Annotated in this window: 14 protein-coding genes; 12 read left to right on the top strand and 2 right to left on the bottom strand. The window is 62.2% G+C overall.

The features are described 5' to 3' along the window. Window positions 1-26: 26 nt before the first annotated feature. The 3 genes from E3T61_RS20400 to E3T61_RS20390 all read left to right on the top strand — a co-directional run bounded on the left by E3T61_RS20400 (window position 27) and on the right by E3T61_RS20390 (window position 4,048). Window positions 27-767: a thymidine kinase gene (locus E3T61_RS20400; protein WP_134642672.1), complete on the top strand. Its 741-nt coding sequence runs from the start codon at window positions 27-29 to the stop codon at window positions 765-767. 72 nt (window positions 768-839) lie between these two features. Further along, the gene (locus E3T61_RS20395) at window positions 840-1,490 is read left to right on the top strand and encodes a response regulator transcription factor (protein ID WP_134642671.1); all 651 of its coding nucleotides are present in this window, start codon (window positions 840-842) and stop codon (window positions 1,488-1,490) included. Further along, window positions 1,487-4,048, top strand: coding sequence for an ATP-binding protein (locus tag E3T61_RS20390; RefSeq protein WP_134642670.1), 2,562 nt, complete (start codon window positions 1,487-1,489; stop codon window positions 4,046-4,048). The genes E3T61_RS20395 and E3T61_RS20390 overlap by 4 nt, the downstream gene beginning before the upstream one ends. 7 nt (window positions 4,049-4,055) lie before the next feature. Here the strand turns inward: E3T61_RS20390 and E3T61_RS20385 are convergent, their stop codons facing one another. Next, window positions 4,056-4,784 (bottom strand): CPBP family intramembrane glutamic endopeptidase, encoded by a 729-nt coding sequence (locus E3T61_RS20385; RefSeq protein WP_166793339.1) that lies wholly within the window; start codon window positions 4,782-4,784, stop codon window positions 4,056-4,058. A 141-nt stretch (window positions 4,785-4,925) separates the two neighbouring features. On the opposite strand from E3T61_RS20385, the gene E3T61_RS20380 reads away from it, so the two are divergent. The 9 genes from E3T61_RS20380 (at window position 4,926) to E3T61_RS20340 (ending at window position 15,017) form a co-directional block, all read left to right on the top strand. Further along, window positions 4,926-6,377 (top strand): tyrosine-protein kinase domain-containing protein, encoded by a 1,452-nt coding sequence (locus E3T61_RS20380; protein WP_134642668.1) that lies wholly within the window; start codon window positions 4,926-4,928, stop codon window positions 6,375-6,377. A 2-nt stretch (window positions 6,378-6,379) separates the two neighbouring features. Next, window positions 6,380-7,003: an arsenate reductase/protein-tyrosine-phosphatase family protein gene (locus tag E3T61_RS20375; RefSeq protein ID WP_166793338.1), complete on the top strand. Its 624-nt coding sequence runs from the start codon at window positions 6,380-6,382 to the stop codon at window positions 7,001-7,003. A 414-nt stretch (window positions 7,004-7,417) separates the two neighbouring features. Then, window positions 7,418-7,972 carry a hypothetical protein gene (locus E3T61_RS20370; protein WP_134642666.1) on the top strand — a complete coding sequence of 185 codons (555 nt, stop codon included), beginning with the start codon at window positions 7,418-7,420 and terminating at the stop codon, window positions 7,970-7,972. A gap of 21 nt (window positions 7,973-7,993) precedes the next feature. Then, window positions 7,994-9,472, top strand: a complete 1,479-nt coding sequence (locus E3T61_RS20365) for a sugar transferase (protein ID WP_134642665.1) — start codon at window positions 7,994-7,996, stop codon at window positions 9,470-9,472. An 18-nt stretch (window positions 9,473-9,490) separates the two neighbouring features. Then, on the top strand, window positions 9,491-10,942 hold the full coding sequence (locus E3T61_RS20360) for an O-antigen polymerase (RefSeq protein WP_134642664.1): 1,452 nt from the start codon (window positions 9,491-9,493) through the stop codon (window positions 10,940-10,942). After that, window positions 10,935-12,194 carry an oligosaccharide flippase family protein gene (locus E3T61_RS20355; protein WP_134642663.1) on the top strand — a complete coding sequence of 420 codons (1,260 nt, stop codon included), beginning with the start codon at window positions 10,935-10,937 and terminating at the stop codon, window positions 12,192-12,194. The genes E3T61_RS20360 and E3T61_RS20355 overlap by 8 nt, the downstream gene beginning before the upstream one ends. Continuing rightward, the gene (locus E3T61_RS20350) at window positions 12,191-13,270 is read left to right on the top strand and encodes a polysaccharide pyruvyl transferase family protein (protein ID WP_134642662.1); all 1,080 of its coding nucleotides are present in this window, start codon (window positions 12,191-12,193) and stop codon (window positions 13,268-13,270) included. The genes E3T61_RS20355 and E3T61_RS20350 overlap by 4 nt, the downstream gene beginning before the upstream one ends. Before the next feature lie 62 nt (window positions 13,271-13,332). Further along, on the top strand, window positions 13,333-14,454 hold the full coding sequence (locus tag E3T61_RS20345; RefSeq protein ID WP_134642661.1) for a glycosyltransferase: 1,122 nt from the start codon (window positions 13,333-13,335) through the stop codon (window positions 14,452-14,454). A 62-nt stretch (window positions 14,455-14,516) separates the two neighbouring features. Continuing rightward, window positions 14,517-15,017, top strand: a complete 501-nt coding sequence (locus tag E3T61_RS20340) for a DapH/DapD/GlmU-related protein (RefSeq protein ID WP_194114252.1) — start codon at window positions 14,517-14,519, stop codon at window positions 15,015-15,017. Here the strand turns inward: E3T61_RS20340 and E3T61_RS20335 are convergent. Next, window positions 15,014-15,568 (bottom strand): LbetaH domain-containing protein, encoded by a 555-nt coding sequence (locus E3T61_RS20335; RefSeq protein WP_338145551.1) that lies wholly within the window; start codon window positions 15,566-15,568, stop codon window positions 15,014-15,016. The genes E3T61_RS20340 and E3T61_RS20335 overlap by 4 nt on opposite strands. Window positions 15,569-15,596: the final 28 nt, after the last annotated feature.

The raw sequence follows: 15,596 nt of genomic DNA, 5'->3' as shown, positions 1-15,596 counted from the left end.
CGTACAAAAGGGCGGTACCGGCGGTTATGGCGAAACTGTATTTCCGATACGGGGCGATGAACAGCGGCAAGAGCACCTCGATGCTCCAAGCTGCCTACAACTATGAGGAGCGCGGCCACCAGGTGTTGCTGGCCAAACCGTCGATCGACACCAAGGGCGACCGCGGCATCCTCTCCCGGCTGGGCGTCACCCGCGGCGTCGACTTCCTGCTCACACCCGAGACGGATGCGTACGCCCTGTTCCAGCAACACCGGCAAGATGCCATCGGCACCACCGGTGTCGACGTCTCTGCCCTGCTCGTCGACGAGGCCCAGTTCCTCACCGAAACCCAGGTCGACGACCTGCTGCGCATCGCGATCATCGAGAACATCCCGGTGCTGGCCTACGGCATCCGCACCGACTTCCAGACCGTCGCATTCCCGGGCAGCCGTCGGCTGCTCGAGGTCTCGCACAGCCTCGAAGAGCTCAAGACCATCTGCCGGTGCGGCCGCAAGGCCGTGTTCAACGGGCGCAAGGTCGACGGGGTCTTCGTCTTCGACGGCGACCAGGTGGCCATCGACGGCGTCGAGGTCACCTACGAGTCGCTCTGCGGCTCCTGCTACCTCGAGGAGAGCCACGGCGTGCTCAACAACCGCCGCCGCGAACCGGTGAGCCACGACGAGGGCCAGGTGCCGGGGCGCTCAACCGATGCGGATGCGCAGAATGCGAATCATCCCATCGAGAGCGCCCCAGCGAGCCCCCCGGCTCGTTCCCCTTCACTACCCTAAGCACGCGGCCTCGCACGCAAAAGCCGTTACTTATAGGGGCACCCGTTTTCAGGTCGGCACGAGAGGCACACAATGAACCGGTACCGGGTCGCGCTGATCGACGACCATGAGATCGTGGTGCGCGGCTTCGCCAGCCTGTTCGCCACCCTCCCCGAGATCGAGGTGGTGGCCACCGTCGCCACGGTCACCGAACTGCTCAACCAGGTGGGGGAGACCCACATCGACCTGGTGATCCTCGACCTGCGTCTGGCCGACGGCTCCACCGTCACCGGCAACGTCGACCGGCTGCGGGCCACCGGCGCGGCCGTGCTCGCGTTCACCGGCGGCGACGACGCGCAGCTCATGCGCGCCGCCGCCCGCAGCGGGGTGCTCGGTGTGGTGCGCAAATCCGAACCCACCGGCGTGCTGCTCGACGCGGTCACCCGCGCTGCGGCCGGCGACACCATCGCGTCCACCGAGTGGGCGGCGGCGCTGGATGGCGACCCCGACCTCTCCGACGCCGGCCTGAGCCCGCGCGAACGCGAGGTGCTCTCGCTCTACGCCGCCGGCGCCAAGGCGCCGCTGGTGGCCTCGCACACCGGGCTGTCCGAGCTCACCGTGGTGGACTACATCCGTCGGGTGCGCTCCAAGTACGAACGCGTCGGCCGCCCCGCGAACACCAAGATCGACCTGTACAAGCGCGCCCTGGAAGACGGCATCCTGCCCGTTCCCGGCCGCTCATGACCACCCCCGACCCCCACCCGCTCGCCGTCGCCCTTCCGCCGGTCGAGCCCTCTCCGTTGGTCGAGCCTGTCGAGACCTCCCCCAATCCGCTGGTCGAGCGTGTCGAGACCGCCCCCAATTCGCTGGTCGAGCCTGTCGAGACCCCGCCAGTCGACCCCGCAGCCATCCCCACCCACACCGCCACCGCCAACCTCACCCGACTCGTCTGCATCGCCGTGGCCGCCGCGGCCGGCATCTTCGGCATCCTGGCGATCCCCCCGTTCCTGGCCCAGGCCGGCAACCCGAGCGCGCCGGCGGCCGCGATCGGCTTCGCGGTGTCGTTCGGGCTGCCCGTCGCTCTCGGCGTCAGCGTGCGGTGGGCCACTCGGCGCATGTTGCAGGGCATCGTCGCCGCGATGGCGCTCTGCTTCGTCCTGATTCTGGGTCTCCGGTTCCTCCTCACCGCCGAACCGATGCCCGCCGGCGCCGACATCCCCTGGGTGATCACCTTCACCGGGGTGCCCTGTGTGGCCGTGGCCATCTTTGCCCGCGTGAGCGTGGCCTGGGGGTTCACGCTGCTGGCCTGCACCCTCAGCGGGATCGTGCGGTTCCGCACCTCGGCCGAGGCCCACCCGGCCCTCGTCGGCCTCGCCGACGGGCTCTACTCCCTGCTGCTGGTGAGCGTGTTCGTCGCCTTCACCCTCGCCGCCCGCCGGTCCGCGACCCGCGTCGACAACGCCGCCCTCCTCACCCGGCAGGCCGAAGCGCACCGGGCCGCGCAGGTGGCCGGCCGGCAGGAGCGGTTGACCATCGACGCGCTCGTACACGACAGCGTCATCTCCACCCTCCTGATGGCGGGCCTGGACCGCACCCCGCCAGAGGTGGTCTCCGAGCACGCGTCGAAAACCCTCCACCAGCTCGACGCGCTGCGCACCCCGCCGGTGGAGCCGGTGGTGTTGGTCTCCGAGGCCGCCCGCCGCATCGGCCGGCTGGTTCAGCAGATCGCTCCGGATGCCGCGGTGCGGGTCGACAACCCGTCTCGCGCCGGCCAGGACGCCAACATCGAGCGCACCGTGCCGTCGGCGGCGGTGGCAGCCATCCTCGGTGCTGTCGGCGAAGCCCTGCGCAACTCCGTCGCGTCCGCCGCCGGGCACGACCCGATCCGCACGGTGCACCGCGCGGTCGCCATCCTCTCCACCACCGACGGATTCCAAGTGACCATCAGTGATGACGGAGTGGGCTTCGACCCCGCCGGGGTGCCGCCGGAGCGCCTCGGCATTGCGGAGTCCATCCTGGGCCGCATGGCTCGGCTGCCCGACTGCGCCGCCCACGTGCGCTCCGCCCCCGGCCGCGGCACCGACGTAGTCGTAGCCTGGGCCCCCGACCGCCGGTCCCTCGACGCCACCGAGCCGTCTCCGCTGGTCGAGCCGAACCCGCTGGTCAAGCCGAACCCGCGGGTCGAACTTGTCGAGACCCGCCGCCACGACCGTCGGGCCACCGAACGCCGCCCCGAGCCCGTCCCGCAGCCCGACTCCACCCCGCTGGTCGAGCCTGTCGAGACCCCGCCCGAAACCAACCCCGCCGCCCTGGCCCGCACCCTCGACCTCACCACCCCCATGGCCAGGCTCATCCTGGCCCTGTTCGTCCTCGTTCACGGCCTCCTCGCTCTCATCGACATCGTTCCCGGCCGCCCCCTCGCGCTCATGTTCGGCGCGCTGCTCGCCATCGTGTTCTCCGGCATCACCCTGATGCGCCCGATGTCCCAGCCTTTCCCGCGCGCCCAGGTAGCGCTGGCCCTCGCCCTCAGCGGGGTGGGTGCCGTGCTCATGTTCGTCTACCTGCCCGCCCACAACGGCGTGCCGTTCGCGCACTGGCACCTCGGTGCGATCACCCTGATCCTGGTGGTGCTCGCAGCCCGAGGCCAGATCCGGTCCGCCTGGGTCGGCTACGCGGTGCTCACCCTGCTGGCCGTGGCCTGGGCCGTCGCGACCGGCCAGTCCGGCCTGCTCGGCGTCGAACTGGTCAGCCGGCACGCCGGAACCCTGCTCGCCGGCACCCTCTTCGTGGTGGGGCTCAGCCGCACCGAACGCCACCTCCAGGTGCTCAACCAACTCGACCTCGACCGCGCCCGCCAAGACGCCACCACCGTCGCGGCCATCCGGGAACGCAAGGCCCAGCTCCGCCGGGTCAACGCCCTCGCCCGGCCCACCCTGCTACGCCTGGCCGAGCCGCACGCCCTCACCGCCGCCGAGCGCGCCCAGTGCCTCCTCGTCGAGGCCAGCCTGCGGGACGCCATCCGCGGCCGCGCCCTGTTCCTGCCCCCGGTCATCGACGCCGTCCAGGCGGCCCGGCAGCGCGGCGTGGAGGTCACCGTGCTCGACGACAGCGCCGACACCCCGCCCGAGCAACTCGACACCCTCGCCCGCACCGTCGCCGACGTGCTCGACAGCATCGAGCACGGCCGCGTCACCGTACGCCTGCTGCCGGCCGGCCGGGCGGATGTGGCCACCCTTGTGATCGAGTCCGGCACCCCCCGCATCCTGTCCGTCGGCCCCGAAGGAGCCCTGCGTACCCCCTAGGGCGCACTCAGCCGAGCAGCGCCGGCACCACCACGAGCGCGTTGAAGGTGACATGGGCCACAATCGCCCCGCCCAGCCGGCCGGTCATCACGGTCAGCGCCCCCGCGCCGAGGCCGAACAGGAACGTGGACACCCCGATCACCACTGTCGCGGTCACCGATCCAGTGTCGATCACATGCACCAGCGCAAAGACCGCCGCGCTCACCACCACGGCGGTACCCGCAGCGACCGCAGGCGAAACAGCCCGGCCGGATGCCGCGCCCCGCACTGACCGGAGCACCAACCCGCGAAAGAACATCTCCTCTATAAAGGGGGACAGGACCACGGGGGCCAGAAGCACCACGAAAAGCCACCACAGATCGCGCACAGGCTCACCCAGAGTCGCGCCCGCCGACCCCATCCGCCCATACCCGGCGATCTCCACGATCGTGGCCAGTACCCGGGCGACGACACCCACAGTGAGCCCCCACAGCACGTCGAGCGGACGGAAAAGCAGTCCGATGTCACGCACCAACGATCGCGTGCCGAACCCGAAACAGAAAATTAACACGGCGCCGAGAAGCGGCACCCACGCCACAAGGTAGCTGAGCAATGTACCCAGCTGCTGATCGAGAACGATGCCTCGGGAGAACAGGCTATTCAGCCCCACCACCAGCAGAACAGCCGCGACCACGCCCAACGCGGCGATCTCCACCCCGAAGCGCGGGCGGGATTCACGGTGGATTGATGGAGTCATGAAGCCCAAACTAGTGGTTCGTGGGGTTGCGGTTCGCGTCCATCGGTGGATGGACAGCGGCTCAGGTGTGGCACCATAACAGGGGGGTGAAGTATTCCGGCCTCGCACCAACATGGCAAAGCACCAAGGAAAGGCCGCTGAGTGGAACTTCGCGACTACATTCGTATCCTCCGCAAGAGCTGGGTGCTGATCGTTCTACTCACCCTCGTCGGAGTCGGTGCCGCCGCGGCATTCTCCCTTGTGCAGACACCCAAATACAGCGCAACGGCAAAGGTCTTCGTTTCCACGCAGTCGGGGGGAACGACGAGCGAGCTGGCGCAGGGCAACACGTTTACAGTCCAGAGGGTAAAGACCTACTCCGACCTGGCGACGACGCCCATCGTGCTCCTGCCGGTGATCGGCACCCTTGAGCTCGGTATCCCCGCGGACGAGCTTGCGGAGCGAGTGGCCGCCGCGGCTCCACTCGATACGTCGATAATTGACATCACGGTCACCGACACGGACCCCGTTCGCGCAGCCGATACGGCGAACGCAATCTCCCAGAGCCTCACTGCAGTAGTTGAGGAGATCGAAACTCCCGAAGCCAGTGACGCAATCTCACCGGTCAAGCTCACGCGTGCCCAGGAAGCAACTGTGCCATCGGCGCCGGTTAGTCCCAATGTTCCCCTCAACGTCGCCCTGGGCGGGTTGGTCGGACTTGCAGTAGGCCTAGGGCTTGCCATTCTTCGGGAAACCCTGGAGACACGTATCCGCAATGAACACGACGTGGAGGGCGTCACGGACGTCGCGATCCTTGGAGGCATCGTCTTCGACCCCAAAGCGCAGGACCGCCCGCTTATCGTGCACGTCGACCCGCGCAGTCCCAGGGCCGAGTCGTTCCGCACCCTGCGAACGAATCTGCAGTTTCTCGACGTAGGTCGCACCGACCGCAGCTTCGTAATCACCTCGTCAATCGAGAGTGAAGGCAAGAGCACCACTGGAGCAAATTTGGCCATCGCCTTGGCAGACGCCGGGTCCAGAGTTCTGCTCATAGACGCCGATCTGCGCCGCCCTAAAGTCGCGGACTACATGGGTGTTGAGGGAGCCGTCGGTCTGACGGATGTGCTGATCGGTCGAGCTGAACTTGACGACGTCATTCAGCCGTGGGGTCGAGCTCAGCTCTTCGTCTTGCCCGCTGGCCAGGTACCGCCCAATCCGAGCGAGTTGCTTGGGTCGGCGCGAATGACCCATTTCATCGGTGAGTTCAACCGCATGTTTGATGTGGTTATCTATGACACGCCTCCGCTTCTGCCAGTCACCGACGCGGCGATTCTGGCTAAGAACGTAGGAGGCGCCATCATCGTGGTTGCTGCGGGTCGTACCCAGAAGAACCAGCTAAAGGGCGCAATCTCGTCGCTCACAAATGTTGGCGCTCCCATCTCAGGCCTGGTTCTCACGATGCTGCCGACGAAGGGCCCCGATGCTTATGGTTACAACCGCTACGGCTACGGCTACGGGTACGGCTATGGCGATGAGGTCACAACTGACGAGCCCACGCGCCGTGAGCGCGCCCAGCAGGCCAAGCGTGCCAGGATCAAAAAGGCAAAGGAGTGAACGTGCAGAGCCCCGCAATATTCAAGGTGCTCGTGGTCTGCACCGGAAACATCTGCCGATCGCCGGTGGCTGAGCGGCTTCTGCACGCGCAACTCGAGGCTGCCGGAATTCCGGCACTAATTGTTAGCGCCGGTACCCAGTCCATGGTCGGGTACGGTATGACCCCCGAGGCGGCCCAGCTCGCGCAGCGCTACGGTGCCGAGCAGAGTGGGCACCGGTCCCAGCAACTCACCGAACAGCACATAGCCGACTCCGACTTGGTTCTTACCGCAACCCGAGACCACCGGAGTGCTGTCGTCTCGCTCCACCCCAGGGCCTCCCGCTACACTTACACCCTCAACCAGCTGGCCCGTCTGCTACCTGCAGTCCTCGAACCGGGTGCGCAGTATCAGCAACTAGAGACTGACGAGACTCGGCGGCCAGATACAGCCGAAACTCTCCGCGCCCTATTGGCCGAGGTCTCCACCACGCGAGGCTACTCCCCACCTCCTGCCCACCCCGACGACGACGACATCGAAGACCCTTATCGACAGTCTGTCGACGTGTATGCGCGCGTTGGTGATGTTCTCAACGCATCAGTCACGACCATCACCAGTGCCTTCGTCGCAGCGGTCGGCCGCAGCTAGACCATGCCCCGCCCACCCCGCAGCAGGCCCAGAGATTCGTCACGTCGTGGCGTCTGGATGTACCTAGGTGTCACGGCCTTCCTTGTTGCTGACGTAATTCTGGTTGGTTGGGCTCTGGGAGCGGGAGATGGAGGCGCGCCGTCCTCGTCCCCGAGGCCCCTTCCGACCTTCACGCCCAGCCAGACAACAAACACGCCGACCTCGTCTGTGCCAGCGACCGTCGTGATTCCCTCGACTCGTCTGCTCTCTGCTTTGGACGGTACCACCGCGTGGCGAGCCATAACGGGGGAGTGCCCGACTGCTGCCGCTGCTCCTGAACTTTCTACTGATTCGGGTGCTACGTGGCAGAGTAGGGATGCCACAAGCGACGTTCGGGTCACAGCCCTGCAGACCCTGGACGTCGTCTCTAGCTCGTTGGTTGAAATGATTGGTCTCTCAGCCGATGGCTGCGTCCCGCAATTTGTCAAGTCTTTCGTCGCCGGCAGCGATTTCTCCGACTATCCGGACCAGCTCATTGGTGAGTGGTACGTCGATCCGGCGGATCGTTCCGTCATCCACACGCCTGGCAATGCCGTAGTGGCTCCGTGCACGTCGGTCGTCGCTTTGGCACCGCGCTCTGACGTTGAAGACGGCGCCGCGGTTCTCTGTAGCGATGCCCAGATATTCACTACCGAAGACGCTGCGGCAACCTGGAGTAGTCCGGTGCAGGTCCCGGGCGCAGTTAATCTGGCCGTAACCACAATGGGGTACGTTATAGCAACGGTCGGTCTCCCGGAATGTGCGGGAGTGCAGCTGACCTACCTGTCGGTGGAACCGCTCATAGCGACCCCAACAGGCTGTCTCCCGGTGGCCATACCAGCGGAGACCATGCATGGCAATGTAGCTATTTCGGAAGCAACCGGTTCCTTGTGGGTGTGGGCCGGCGACACCGTCAAGCGATCCATCGACCAGGGAATATCGTGGCAGTAGCCACGTGTCACGCGGGGGAACATGAGCAAGACGACAACGGGCGAGGTTTCCGTTAACGCTCGGTCTGAGGGCCGCAACTGGCGTGATATCTACGCATCTCGGTTAGTGCTGACCGACCTTCTAGTTCTCGTTTGGGTTGTTTTCGGTGTTCAAATTCTCTGGTTCGGTGTCGCCGCTGCAGACGTGCGTTTTGGGGGCAACCTCACTGAGGTGGCAGTCAGCTACACGGCGATTTCCGTTGCCATCATTACGGCCTGGATGCTCATGCTCGGCATCTTCGGCAGTCGTGGATACAGGGTGCTCGGCACTGGTACACAGGAGTATCGGATGGTGGCCGACGGTACCTTCCGGCTGTTCGGACTCGTAGCAATCGTTTCGTTTCTTTTCCAGATCGAGTTCGCTCGGGGTTACATTCTCATCGCATTCCCGCTTGGGCTGGCCGTTCTTGTGTTTTCGCGGTGGATATGGCGGCTTTGGTTGGGCGCGAAACGGCTCGACGGAGAGTTTTCTTCTAGGGTTCTTCTCGTTGGCTCGCGTGCCTCTGCGGAGCACCTGGCGCGTGAACTCGCCCGCCACCCCGAGGCGGGGTACATGGTCGTCGGCGCATGTATCCCCGGTGATTCTGGAACCTACTCACTGCCGGATTCGAGCATTCCTGTGTTCGTGGACATTGACAGGGTGCAGGAAGCCATGGCGACCGTCGGCGCGGACACGGTTGTGGTCAGCAGTAGCGACGAACTCCCTCCACAACGAATGCGAGAGCTGAGTTGGGGACTCGAGCCAGGTCGTCAGCACCTAGTCGTGGCTCCCAGCCTCACAGACATCGGCGGACCGCGCATTCACACAAGGCCGGTTGCCGGACTGCCCCTCATCCACGTAGAGACTCCGCGCTACGAGGGAATCAAGCTCTACGCTAAGCGAGGGTTCGATCTTTTGGGCAGTGCGCTTTTAGTCTTCTTTCTTTCGCCTTTGCTGGCAGCAATCGCGGTGGCAATACGCCTTAGCACCCCCGGACCGGTTCTATTTCGTCAGAACCGTGTGGGCATCAACGGCAATCATTTCAAGATGCTGAAATTCCGTTCTATGAATACGGGCGCCGAGGCCCAGTTGTCGACACTGCAGGAACAATCCGAGGGGAACTCGGTCATGTTCAAAATGAAAGACGATCCTCGCGTCACTCCGATCGGCAAATTCCTGCGTCGGTTTAGCCTCGATGAGCTACCCCAGCTATTCAACGTCCTCGGTGGCTCTATGTCTCTGGTCGGTCCTCGCCCCCCACTGGAACGCGAAGTTTCTGAATACGAGCATCACGTTCATAGGAGGTTCCTTGTCAAACCAGGGATAACTGGCCTATGGCAAGTCAGCGGTCGTTCAAACCTTTCGTGGGAGGACACCGTGCGGCTGGACCTCTACTACGTTGAAAACTGGTCAATTGTCGGCGACGTCGGGATCCTTTGGCGAACTGTTAAGACAGTTCTAAGTCGCGAAGGAGCGTACTAGTGGCTGCCAAGGTGGGAGATGTCTGAGAGTCTCACATTCTGGCCGACGCTGACAGTGTTTGTCGGGCTGACCGCCTGGCTGCTAACAACCCGCTTTCGCCAAGGACGACTTGTGTCGCCATTCTCGGTATCGATGCTGATGTTGGTAGCCATCTTCGGTGCCAGACCGCTATTGATGCTGTCTACCTCGACCTACGATTTCTACGGGTTTGACGTGGTTTCCGGGTTTGAGGACGCTGCGATTATCGGGTTCGTGGCAGTAGTGTGCCTCGCCGCGGGCAATCTATTTGGGGCGATAATGGGTCGTCAACGCGCCGGCGTGGCAAGAACAAACCCGAATCGTTTGAATCAACCATCGGAATTCGAAAAGCCGCAGCCGCGCTTGTTGCCGGCTGTCTCAGCTATTGCAGCGGTGAGCGTACTCGGAATCTGGATTATCGCGATGATCGTGCTGGGAGGCGGAGTCGCCTACATCGCAGTCCTATTTGCCGGGCGCTCGCAGGCCGCCGGGGAGACGCTTCTTAACGTTCCCGCGCTCGTGCCTGCCCTGCCTGTCATCGCGGCACTCGTTGTGGCACTTACTCGGTTTCGGTTCGAACGGTTCATTCCGTACACCGCGCGCCAATCCGCGGTCTACTGGATCGTAGTTGCCCTTTGCATCATCCCCCCGTCAGCTTTGGGGACGCGCCGGTTTCTGATTCCCTCAATCGTCGCCGCGTTGCTCGGGGCTTGCGGGCCAGGGTGGACGAGAACCCTGAGATTGAGATGGTTGATTGGAGCGGCAGCCGCATTTATCGCTTTGGCGATATTCCCGTTCGTCAGAAGCGCCGGATCCAGAACGGGCGACACAAGTCTTGTTGGGGCAATGGGTGAGTACTTCAGTTCCGAAGGTATTCAAGGAGTTCTCAATAGCTTCTTTTTGTCATATGACACGGAGATGTTCAATTATGTGGCCTACCTCGCGCCACGGCTGGGAGATTCGCTACCGTATGGGTTCGGCCGTGGAACTCTGGGGGAAGCGCTTCTGGCTCCAATTCCGGCTAACATTCTGCCTTTTCAGACTTGGAGCAACGAATTGCTGCTGCAAGCGTTCGGGGGAACCTGCGCGCAGGCAGTTTGCCCAGTCCCAAGCGTTGTCGGCACCCTCTATTACGATCTCGCATTCCCGGGTGTCGTCATTGGCATGCTTGTTCTGGGGCTGCTCTGCGCTGGCTTCGAATCCCGGCTCTGGGCATCCCAGGGGAAGATGACAGGATTACTGCTCCTTCTCGCCGGGTTCGCTACCGTCATCGTTCGTGGAAACCCCATTTCCCAGCTCTGGATAGCTGCTCAGTGTTGGATAGTGCTACTCATCGTGGACTGGGCCGTTCGGCGTCTGGCCGCTGCGGGTAGCAGCCCGCCAGTCACACAAGGCGTGAGGACACCACATGCCAGTGCCGTACGGCTGGACGTAGGAACAAAGGTTGAGTGAGCAGCACAAAGCGCAAAATCGACCGCCAACGACTCTGAACGGAATCACCATGATCTCGCAGTTTGTTTGGGTCGCGGCTGGCCGGATAGCGGCTGCGTTGATCCAAGCCCTAACGTTCGTGCTCCTAGCGCGAGCGCTAGCACCCGAAGACTTCGGAATGTTCTCGGCGGTTCTGGGCGTCGCCACGTTAGCTCAAACTGTGTTCGATTTAGGCATCTCTACCTATGTGGTGAGGGAACGTTCGCGGCACCGCGACAGTGGTTTTATCGCGCCGGCTCTCAAAGTGAACAACGGGTTGTCGCTTGTGCTCGCGGCAATTACAGCTAGCTGCCTTATTGTTCTGGCCTTGGCTGGAGACTCCCGGTTTTGGGAGATTCTCCCTCTGGCTATATGGGTGGCCAGCGAACGCAATGCCGACGTCTGGCTAGGCGTAATTCTTGCAGATGGTGATGCACGGGTGAATACGGGCAACTTGGTCATGCGACGTGCCAGTGCCCTTGCGCTCTTTGTCGGCATGTGGACTGCAGGCATGCCGCCGATCCTCGCTTTTTCAGTTGCGTCAGCAGTATCGGCGGTCGGATCCTCGATATTCGCGCACTCATTCGTCGTGCGGCGCTTGGCTCCTTCAGTTCGAATCTCCGTTCGCGAACTCTTGATACAGACGTGGCCGTATTGGATGAATTCTGTCGCAACGCAGGCCCGGAATCTCGATGTCACCGTCGTCACCTTTTTCGCCGGTGCGCATCAGGCGGGGTTCTACGCTGCCGCAAGCCGCATAACGGGTCCACTACGCATACTCCCCACGTCCCTCGCAACTGTACTTCTGCCCCAGGCCTCTCGGCGTAACCACTCGAACCTTTTTGGCTTGGTCAAACTTGTGGTTGCATGCTTGGCAGGTCTGGCGCTTTTGTACGTAGCCATCGCTTTCGCTGTACCGTACTTCGTTCCTTTTGCCCTGGGCGAGGCCTACAAAGGTGCGGTTCCAGCAATTCAGATCGCAACTTCCGGCCTTGTCTTTGCAGCAGCGGCTTCCCTGCTGGGAGCTTTGCTCCAGGGAGTCGGCCTAAAACACTTTGTTGCCAAGACGTCCCTGGTGATGACAATCGTGTGCCTGGTTGGATGCGCCCTAGGCGCGTCCTTTAGCGGGGCCTACGGCGCAGCTTGGGCGCTCGCGTTGGCCTTTGTCGTGCAGGCGGTCCTACTCCTGAGCCGTGTGACGATCTTCATCGCTCGCAAGGAACCGAACCAATGAGACAAGCCGAAGTTGAAAGTGAGCCAATGCGTCGCCGCATTCTTTTCTGCAGTGTCAGTGCCCAGTGGGACAACCTGGGCGACATCGAAATTCGTCAGACTCTCGTTGATTGGGTGTCAGAAGGAGAACGGTCAGTCACCGTTTTCGTCGGTACCATGCCTCAGTCCTACATTGACGCTTTCGCATTCTCGTCGAACGTGCGGGTGGTTCGTTCGCCGATTAAGTTCCAGGTCCTGCTGCTAAGGGCTATCTTGGCGCGACGTGCTTCCATTGCCTTCGCGCCCGGGCCACAACTTCTCGGCACCCAGCCCAAAATACTAGCTAAAACTCTCGCCAATTTTGCAAACGTGACGTTGGTAAGGCTCTCTGGCGGGCATGCGATCGCGGTCGGACGAGCGTTGAGAGGATCGGGCCGTCTCGCGAAAGCAATCGAACGAGCCCTGGTGAACAAGTTCGCCATATATACCGTGCGGGACAATGCATCGTCATCGGCGCTAGGAAGCGCCCTGGAAATGCAACCGGACTTGGCCTTTGCCCATTCTGGGTTCGCAAGTGCACGAAAGGGGTTGGCACTGATATCGCTCCGCGGGGACAGAAAAGTCGACCGCGAAATGGTCAAGACTGCGGTTGAGGTCCTCAAGGGCGCTGGCTACGACGTGAAGTTCGTTACCCAGGTTAAACGAGACGACAATCAGCACAGTGAGCTCGCATACGAGTTCGGGCTCGACGCCATTCTCTGGGGCTCAAAGTCCCACCTTGACCAGTTCGATACGATTCGAGCTGCCTACGCCGAAGCAGACATCGTGATCAGCAATAGGCTTCACGCGCTGATTCTGGGAATTCAGCATGGAGCGTTCCCAGTCGCCGTCGTCGAACCATCCGCCGACAAGCTCCCCACTACTCTCTCACCCTGGATTCAATTGGTTTCGGTACCGTCGGTAGGTTCGTCCGCGCCTGTCTTGGAAACACTCCTGGCGAGCGGCTTCCAAGCGCGGAAGCAGACTTTGAGTCTGGACGTCGATGCGGCTAGGAGCCGACTTCATGTCTTGAAGAGCAGAGTCCAGGAGTTCTTGTAACTCCGGTGCCAGCGTGACTGGAGTCAGCGCATCTCACAGATCCTTACGCGAAAGGGAACGTTATGACCACTAGCAGTCAGGGTCCTCCGCCGTTTGTCCTATACCTGGCGGTGCTTCCCTTCTACCGACAGAAGTGCATTGAGTCCCTCGCAGAGACGGAGAACCTCAATGTGGGCCTCTATGCGGGGTCCAGACACATCGATCCGACGATTCGAACTGGCATAGACAGTTCTCTCTATCAACTCGTGACGAACACAGTTATCGCTGGACGCGGGCTCATTCAAACGGGACACTGGGGTGCGGCCCTTCGCGCTCAGACGACGATTCTCGACCTTAACCCCAGGAGCGCGACTGCCTGGGTGCTTCTCATCCTCCGTCGCGTAGGCCGCAGGAGAACTCTCCTTTGGGGCCATCTGCATCCGCGAGCGGGGGGTGAGAGCAAAACAGCTTCACTGAGACGGCTGATGAGGAGGCTGGCTCAAGGCACGGTCTTATACGGTTACGACAGCGTCCTGCCCGCGCGCGCAGAACTCCCAAATTCGCCGGTCTGGGTAGCTCCGAACTCTCTATATCGGGCGAACGAGATGGGTGCATCTAGTACCAACGACTCCTACTCCCACGTGCTTTATGTCGGGCGGCTGGTTGCGGACAAGAAGGTCGAGGTACTCATCCGGGGCTTCCTGCAGAGTGAGCTCCGGAAGTCCGGTGCGAGACTCCTCATCGCGGGACAGGGGGAAGAGCTAGTGAGGCTACAACAGCTAGTGACTTCTCTCGGTGGATCCAAAGACGAGGTGAGTTTCCTCGGGCAAGTTGCGGAGGTTAGTGAACTGCAGGCGTTGTATGCAGGTGCCGTTTGTTCCGTTTCCCCTGGCTACGTTGGGTTGAGTTTGACACAGAGTCTGGGTTTTGGAGTGCCCATGGCAATTTCGCGGGACGAACCGCACGCCCCTGAAATCGAACTTGCAAGGTTCGGTGGGGTGGCGTTCTTCGACACAGACGACCCGGCGTCGCTCGCGCGCACCTTGGATTCATTCCCGAGACAAGGGGCAGGAGCCGAGCGTTCTGCACTCGCAGACTCTGTCCGTCAGGCATATTCTGCGGAGGCGATGGCGTCGGGTATAAAGCATGCCCTGCGCAATGACGATCAAAGATTGGGGGCAGACGGATGGCCGAGAATTCAATGATTAGGGTTCCGGAGAACCGAAGCAGAATCCCGGCGCCACTGGAACGAATAGTGCGAGGTGTGATGAGGCGGATCGCCGTGCACGGCAAAGTTACACACGGTCTCAATCTGAGGTTGGGCCGCGGTAGTTCCATTAATTCTTTGCACGGGCTGATTGTCGGCGACAATGTGTCGCTCGGTCAACGCTCGGTGATCGAGGTGGACGGAACGATAGGCGACTACTGCCTCATCGGCCGGGGCGTGCAAATCGTTGGGCGGGCGGATCACGACACGGATCAAGTTGGCATGCCCATGGCCTTTTCAACTTGGGTGGGCGATCGCGAGAACATTCCGCTCGACTCTGTACAGATTGGCCGCGACGTGTGGATAGGCGGCGGAGTCATCGTTCTGGGCGGAGTTCAAATCGGGGATGGAGCCATCATCGGCGCCGGAGCCGTGGTCACAAAGGATGTCGAGTCATACGGCATCGCCGTCGGCAATCCAGCGAGGGTCGTAAAGCACAGGTTCAATTCCGCTGAAGAGCGGGAGTCGCACTCAGCCGCGCTACGGGGCAGGACAGGCTAGGCGGCGGTGGGAAATCTCGTACCCAATGGACGTGCGGGATTTCCCCCAACAATTGTGTTCGGGGCCACATCTTCGGAGACCAATGACATCGGCTTGACTAGAGCAGAGGTCCCAACGGTGACTCCGCCCAGGACCATGCAGCGTGAAGTAATCCAAACTCCAGATTCGATCAGAATCGGCCGGGTGAGTAGAGACATGTCCCTTCGGTAGGCGTGAGTGCCAGTGGTGAGGAATGTCTCTTGAGAAATAACGACATCGCTTCCGATGTGGATGTGGTCCTGATTGTGAAACCAAACGCCCTCACCAATCCAGGCCCGGTCGCCGATGTGCAACTTCCACGGGAATTTCACTCGTGTGCGGGGCCGGAAGATGACTCCGTCGCCGATCTCCGCGCCGAAAAGGCGAAGGGCGCGGATTCGCAGGGTAGAACTGACTTGCCATGCGTTGGTGATGAGAAGCAGTTCGACGATCGCCCAAAGGTAGACCTGTGCTTTCGGCCTGTCCCATGCGGTTTTCTCGCCTGGCGCGTCAGCCAAGTCGATTACGCGCACGTTGCTTGGCTGATTCGGTTCCCTGAAT

Origin of the sequence: Cryobacterium lactosi (assembly GCF_004403945.1) — a bacterium.
Classification (GTDB): domain Bacteria; phylum Actinomycetota; class Actinomycetes; order Actinomycetales; family Microbacteriaceae; genus Cryobacterium; species Cryobacterium lactosi.
This window is presented reverse-complemented; position numbering and strand designations above follow the sequence as displayed.

Excerpts from the sequence above, each read along its gene's own strand:
- E3T61_RS20345 (WP_134642661.1), top strand. The coding sequence starts at position 13,333 with ATGACCACTAGCAGTCAGGGTCCTCCGCCGTTTGTCCTATACCTGGCG.
- E3T61_RS20385 (WP_166793339.1), bottom strand. The coding sequence starts at position 4,784 with ATGACTCCATCAATCCACCGTGAATCCCGCCCGCGCTTCGGGGTGGAG.
- E3T61_RS20340 (WP_194114252.1), top strand. The coding sequence starts at position 14,517 with ATGAGGCGGATCGCCGTGCACGGCAAAGTTACACACGGTCTCAATCTG.
- E3T61_RS20360 (WP_134642664.1), top strand. The coding sequence starts at position 9,491 with ATGTCTGAGAGTCTCACATTCTGGCCGACGCTGACAGTGTTTGTCGGG.
- E3T61_RS20390 (WP_134642670.1), top strand. The coding sequence starts at position 1,487 with ATGACCACCCCCGACCCCCACCCGCTCGCCGTCGCCCTTCCGCCGGTC.
- E3T61_RS20400 (WP_134642672.1), top strand. The coding sequence starts at position 27 with ATGGCGAAACTGTATTTCCGATACGGGGCGATGAACAGCGGCAAGAGC.
- E3T61_RS20350 (WP_134642662.1), top strand. The coding sequence starts at position 12,191 with ATGAGACAAGCCGAAGTTGAAAGTGAGCCAATGCGTCGCCGCATTCTT.
- E3T61_RS20395 (WP_134642671.1), top strand. The coding sequence starts at position 840 with ATGAACCGGTACCGGGTCGCGCTGATCGACGACCATGAGATCGTGGTG.
- E3T61_RS20365 (WP_134642665.1), top strand. The coding sequence starts at position 7,994 with ATGAGCAAGACGACAACGGGCGAGGTTTCCGTTAACGCTCGGTCTGAG.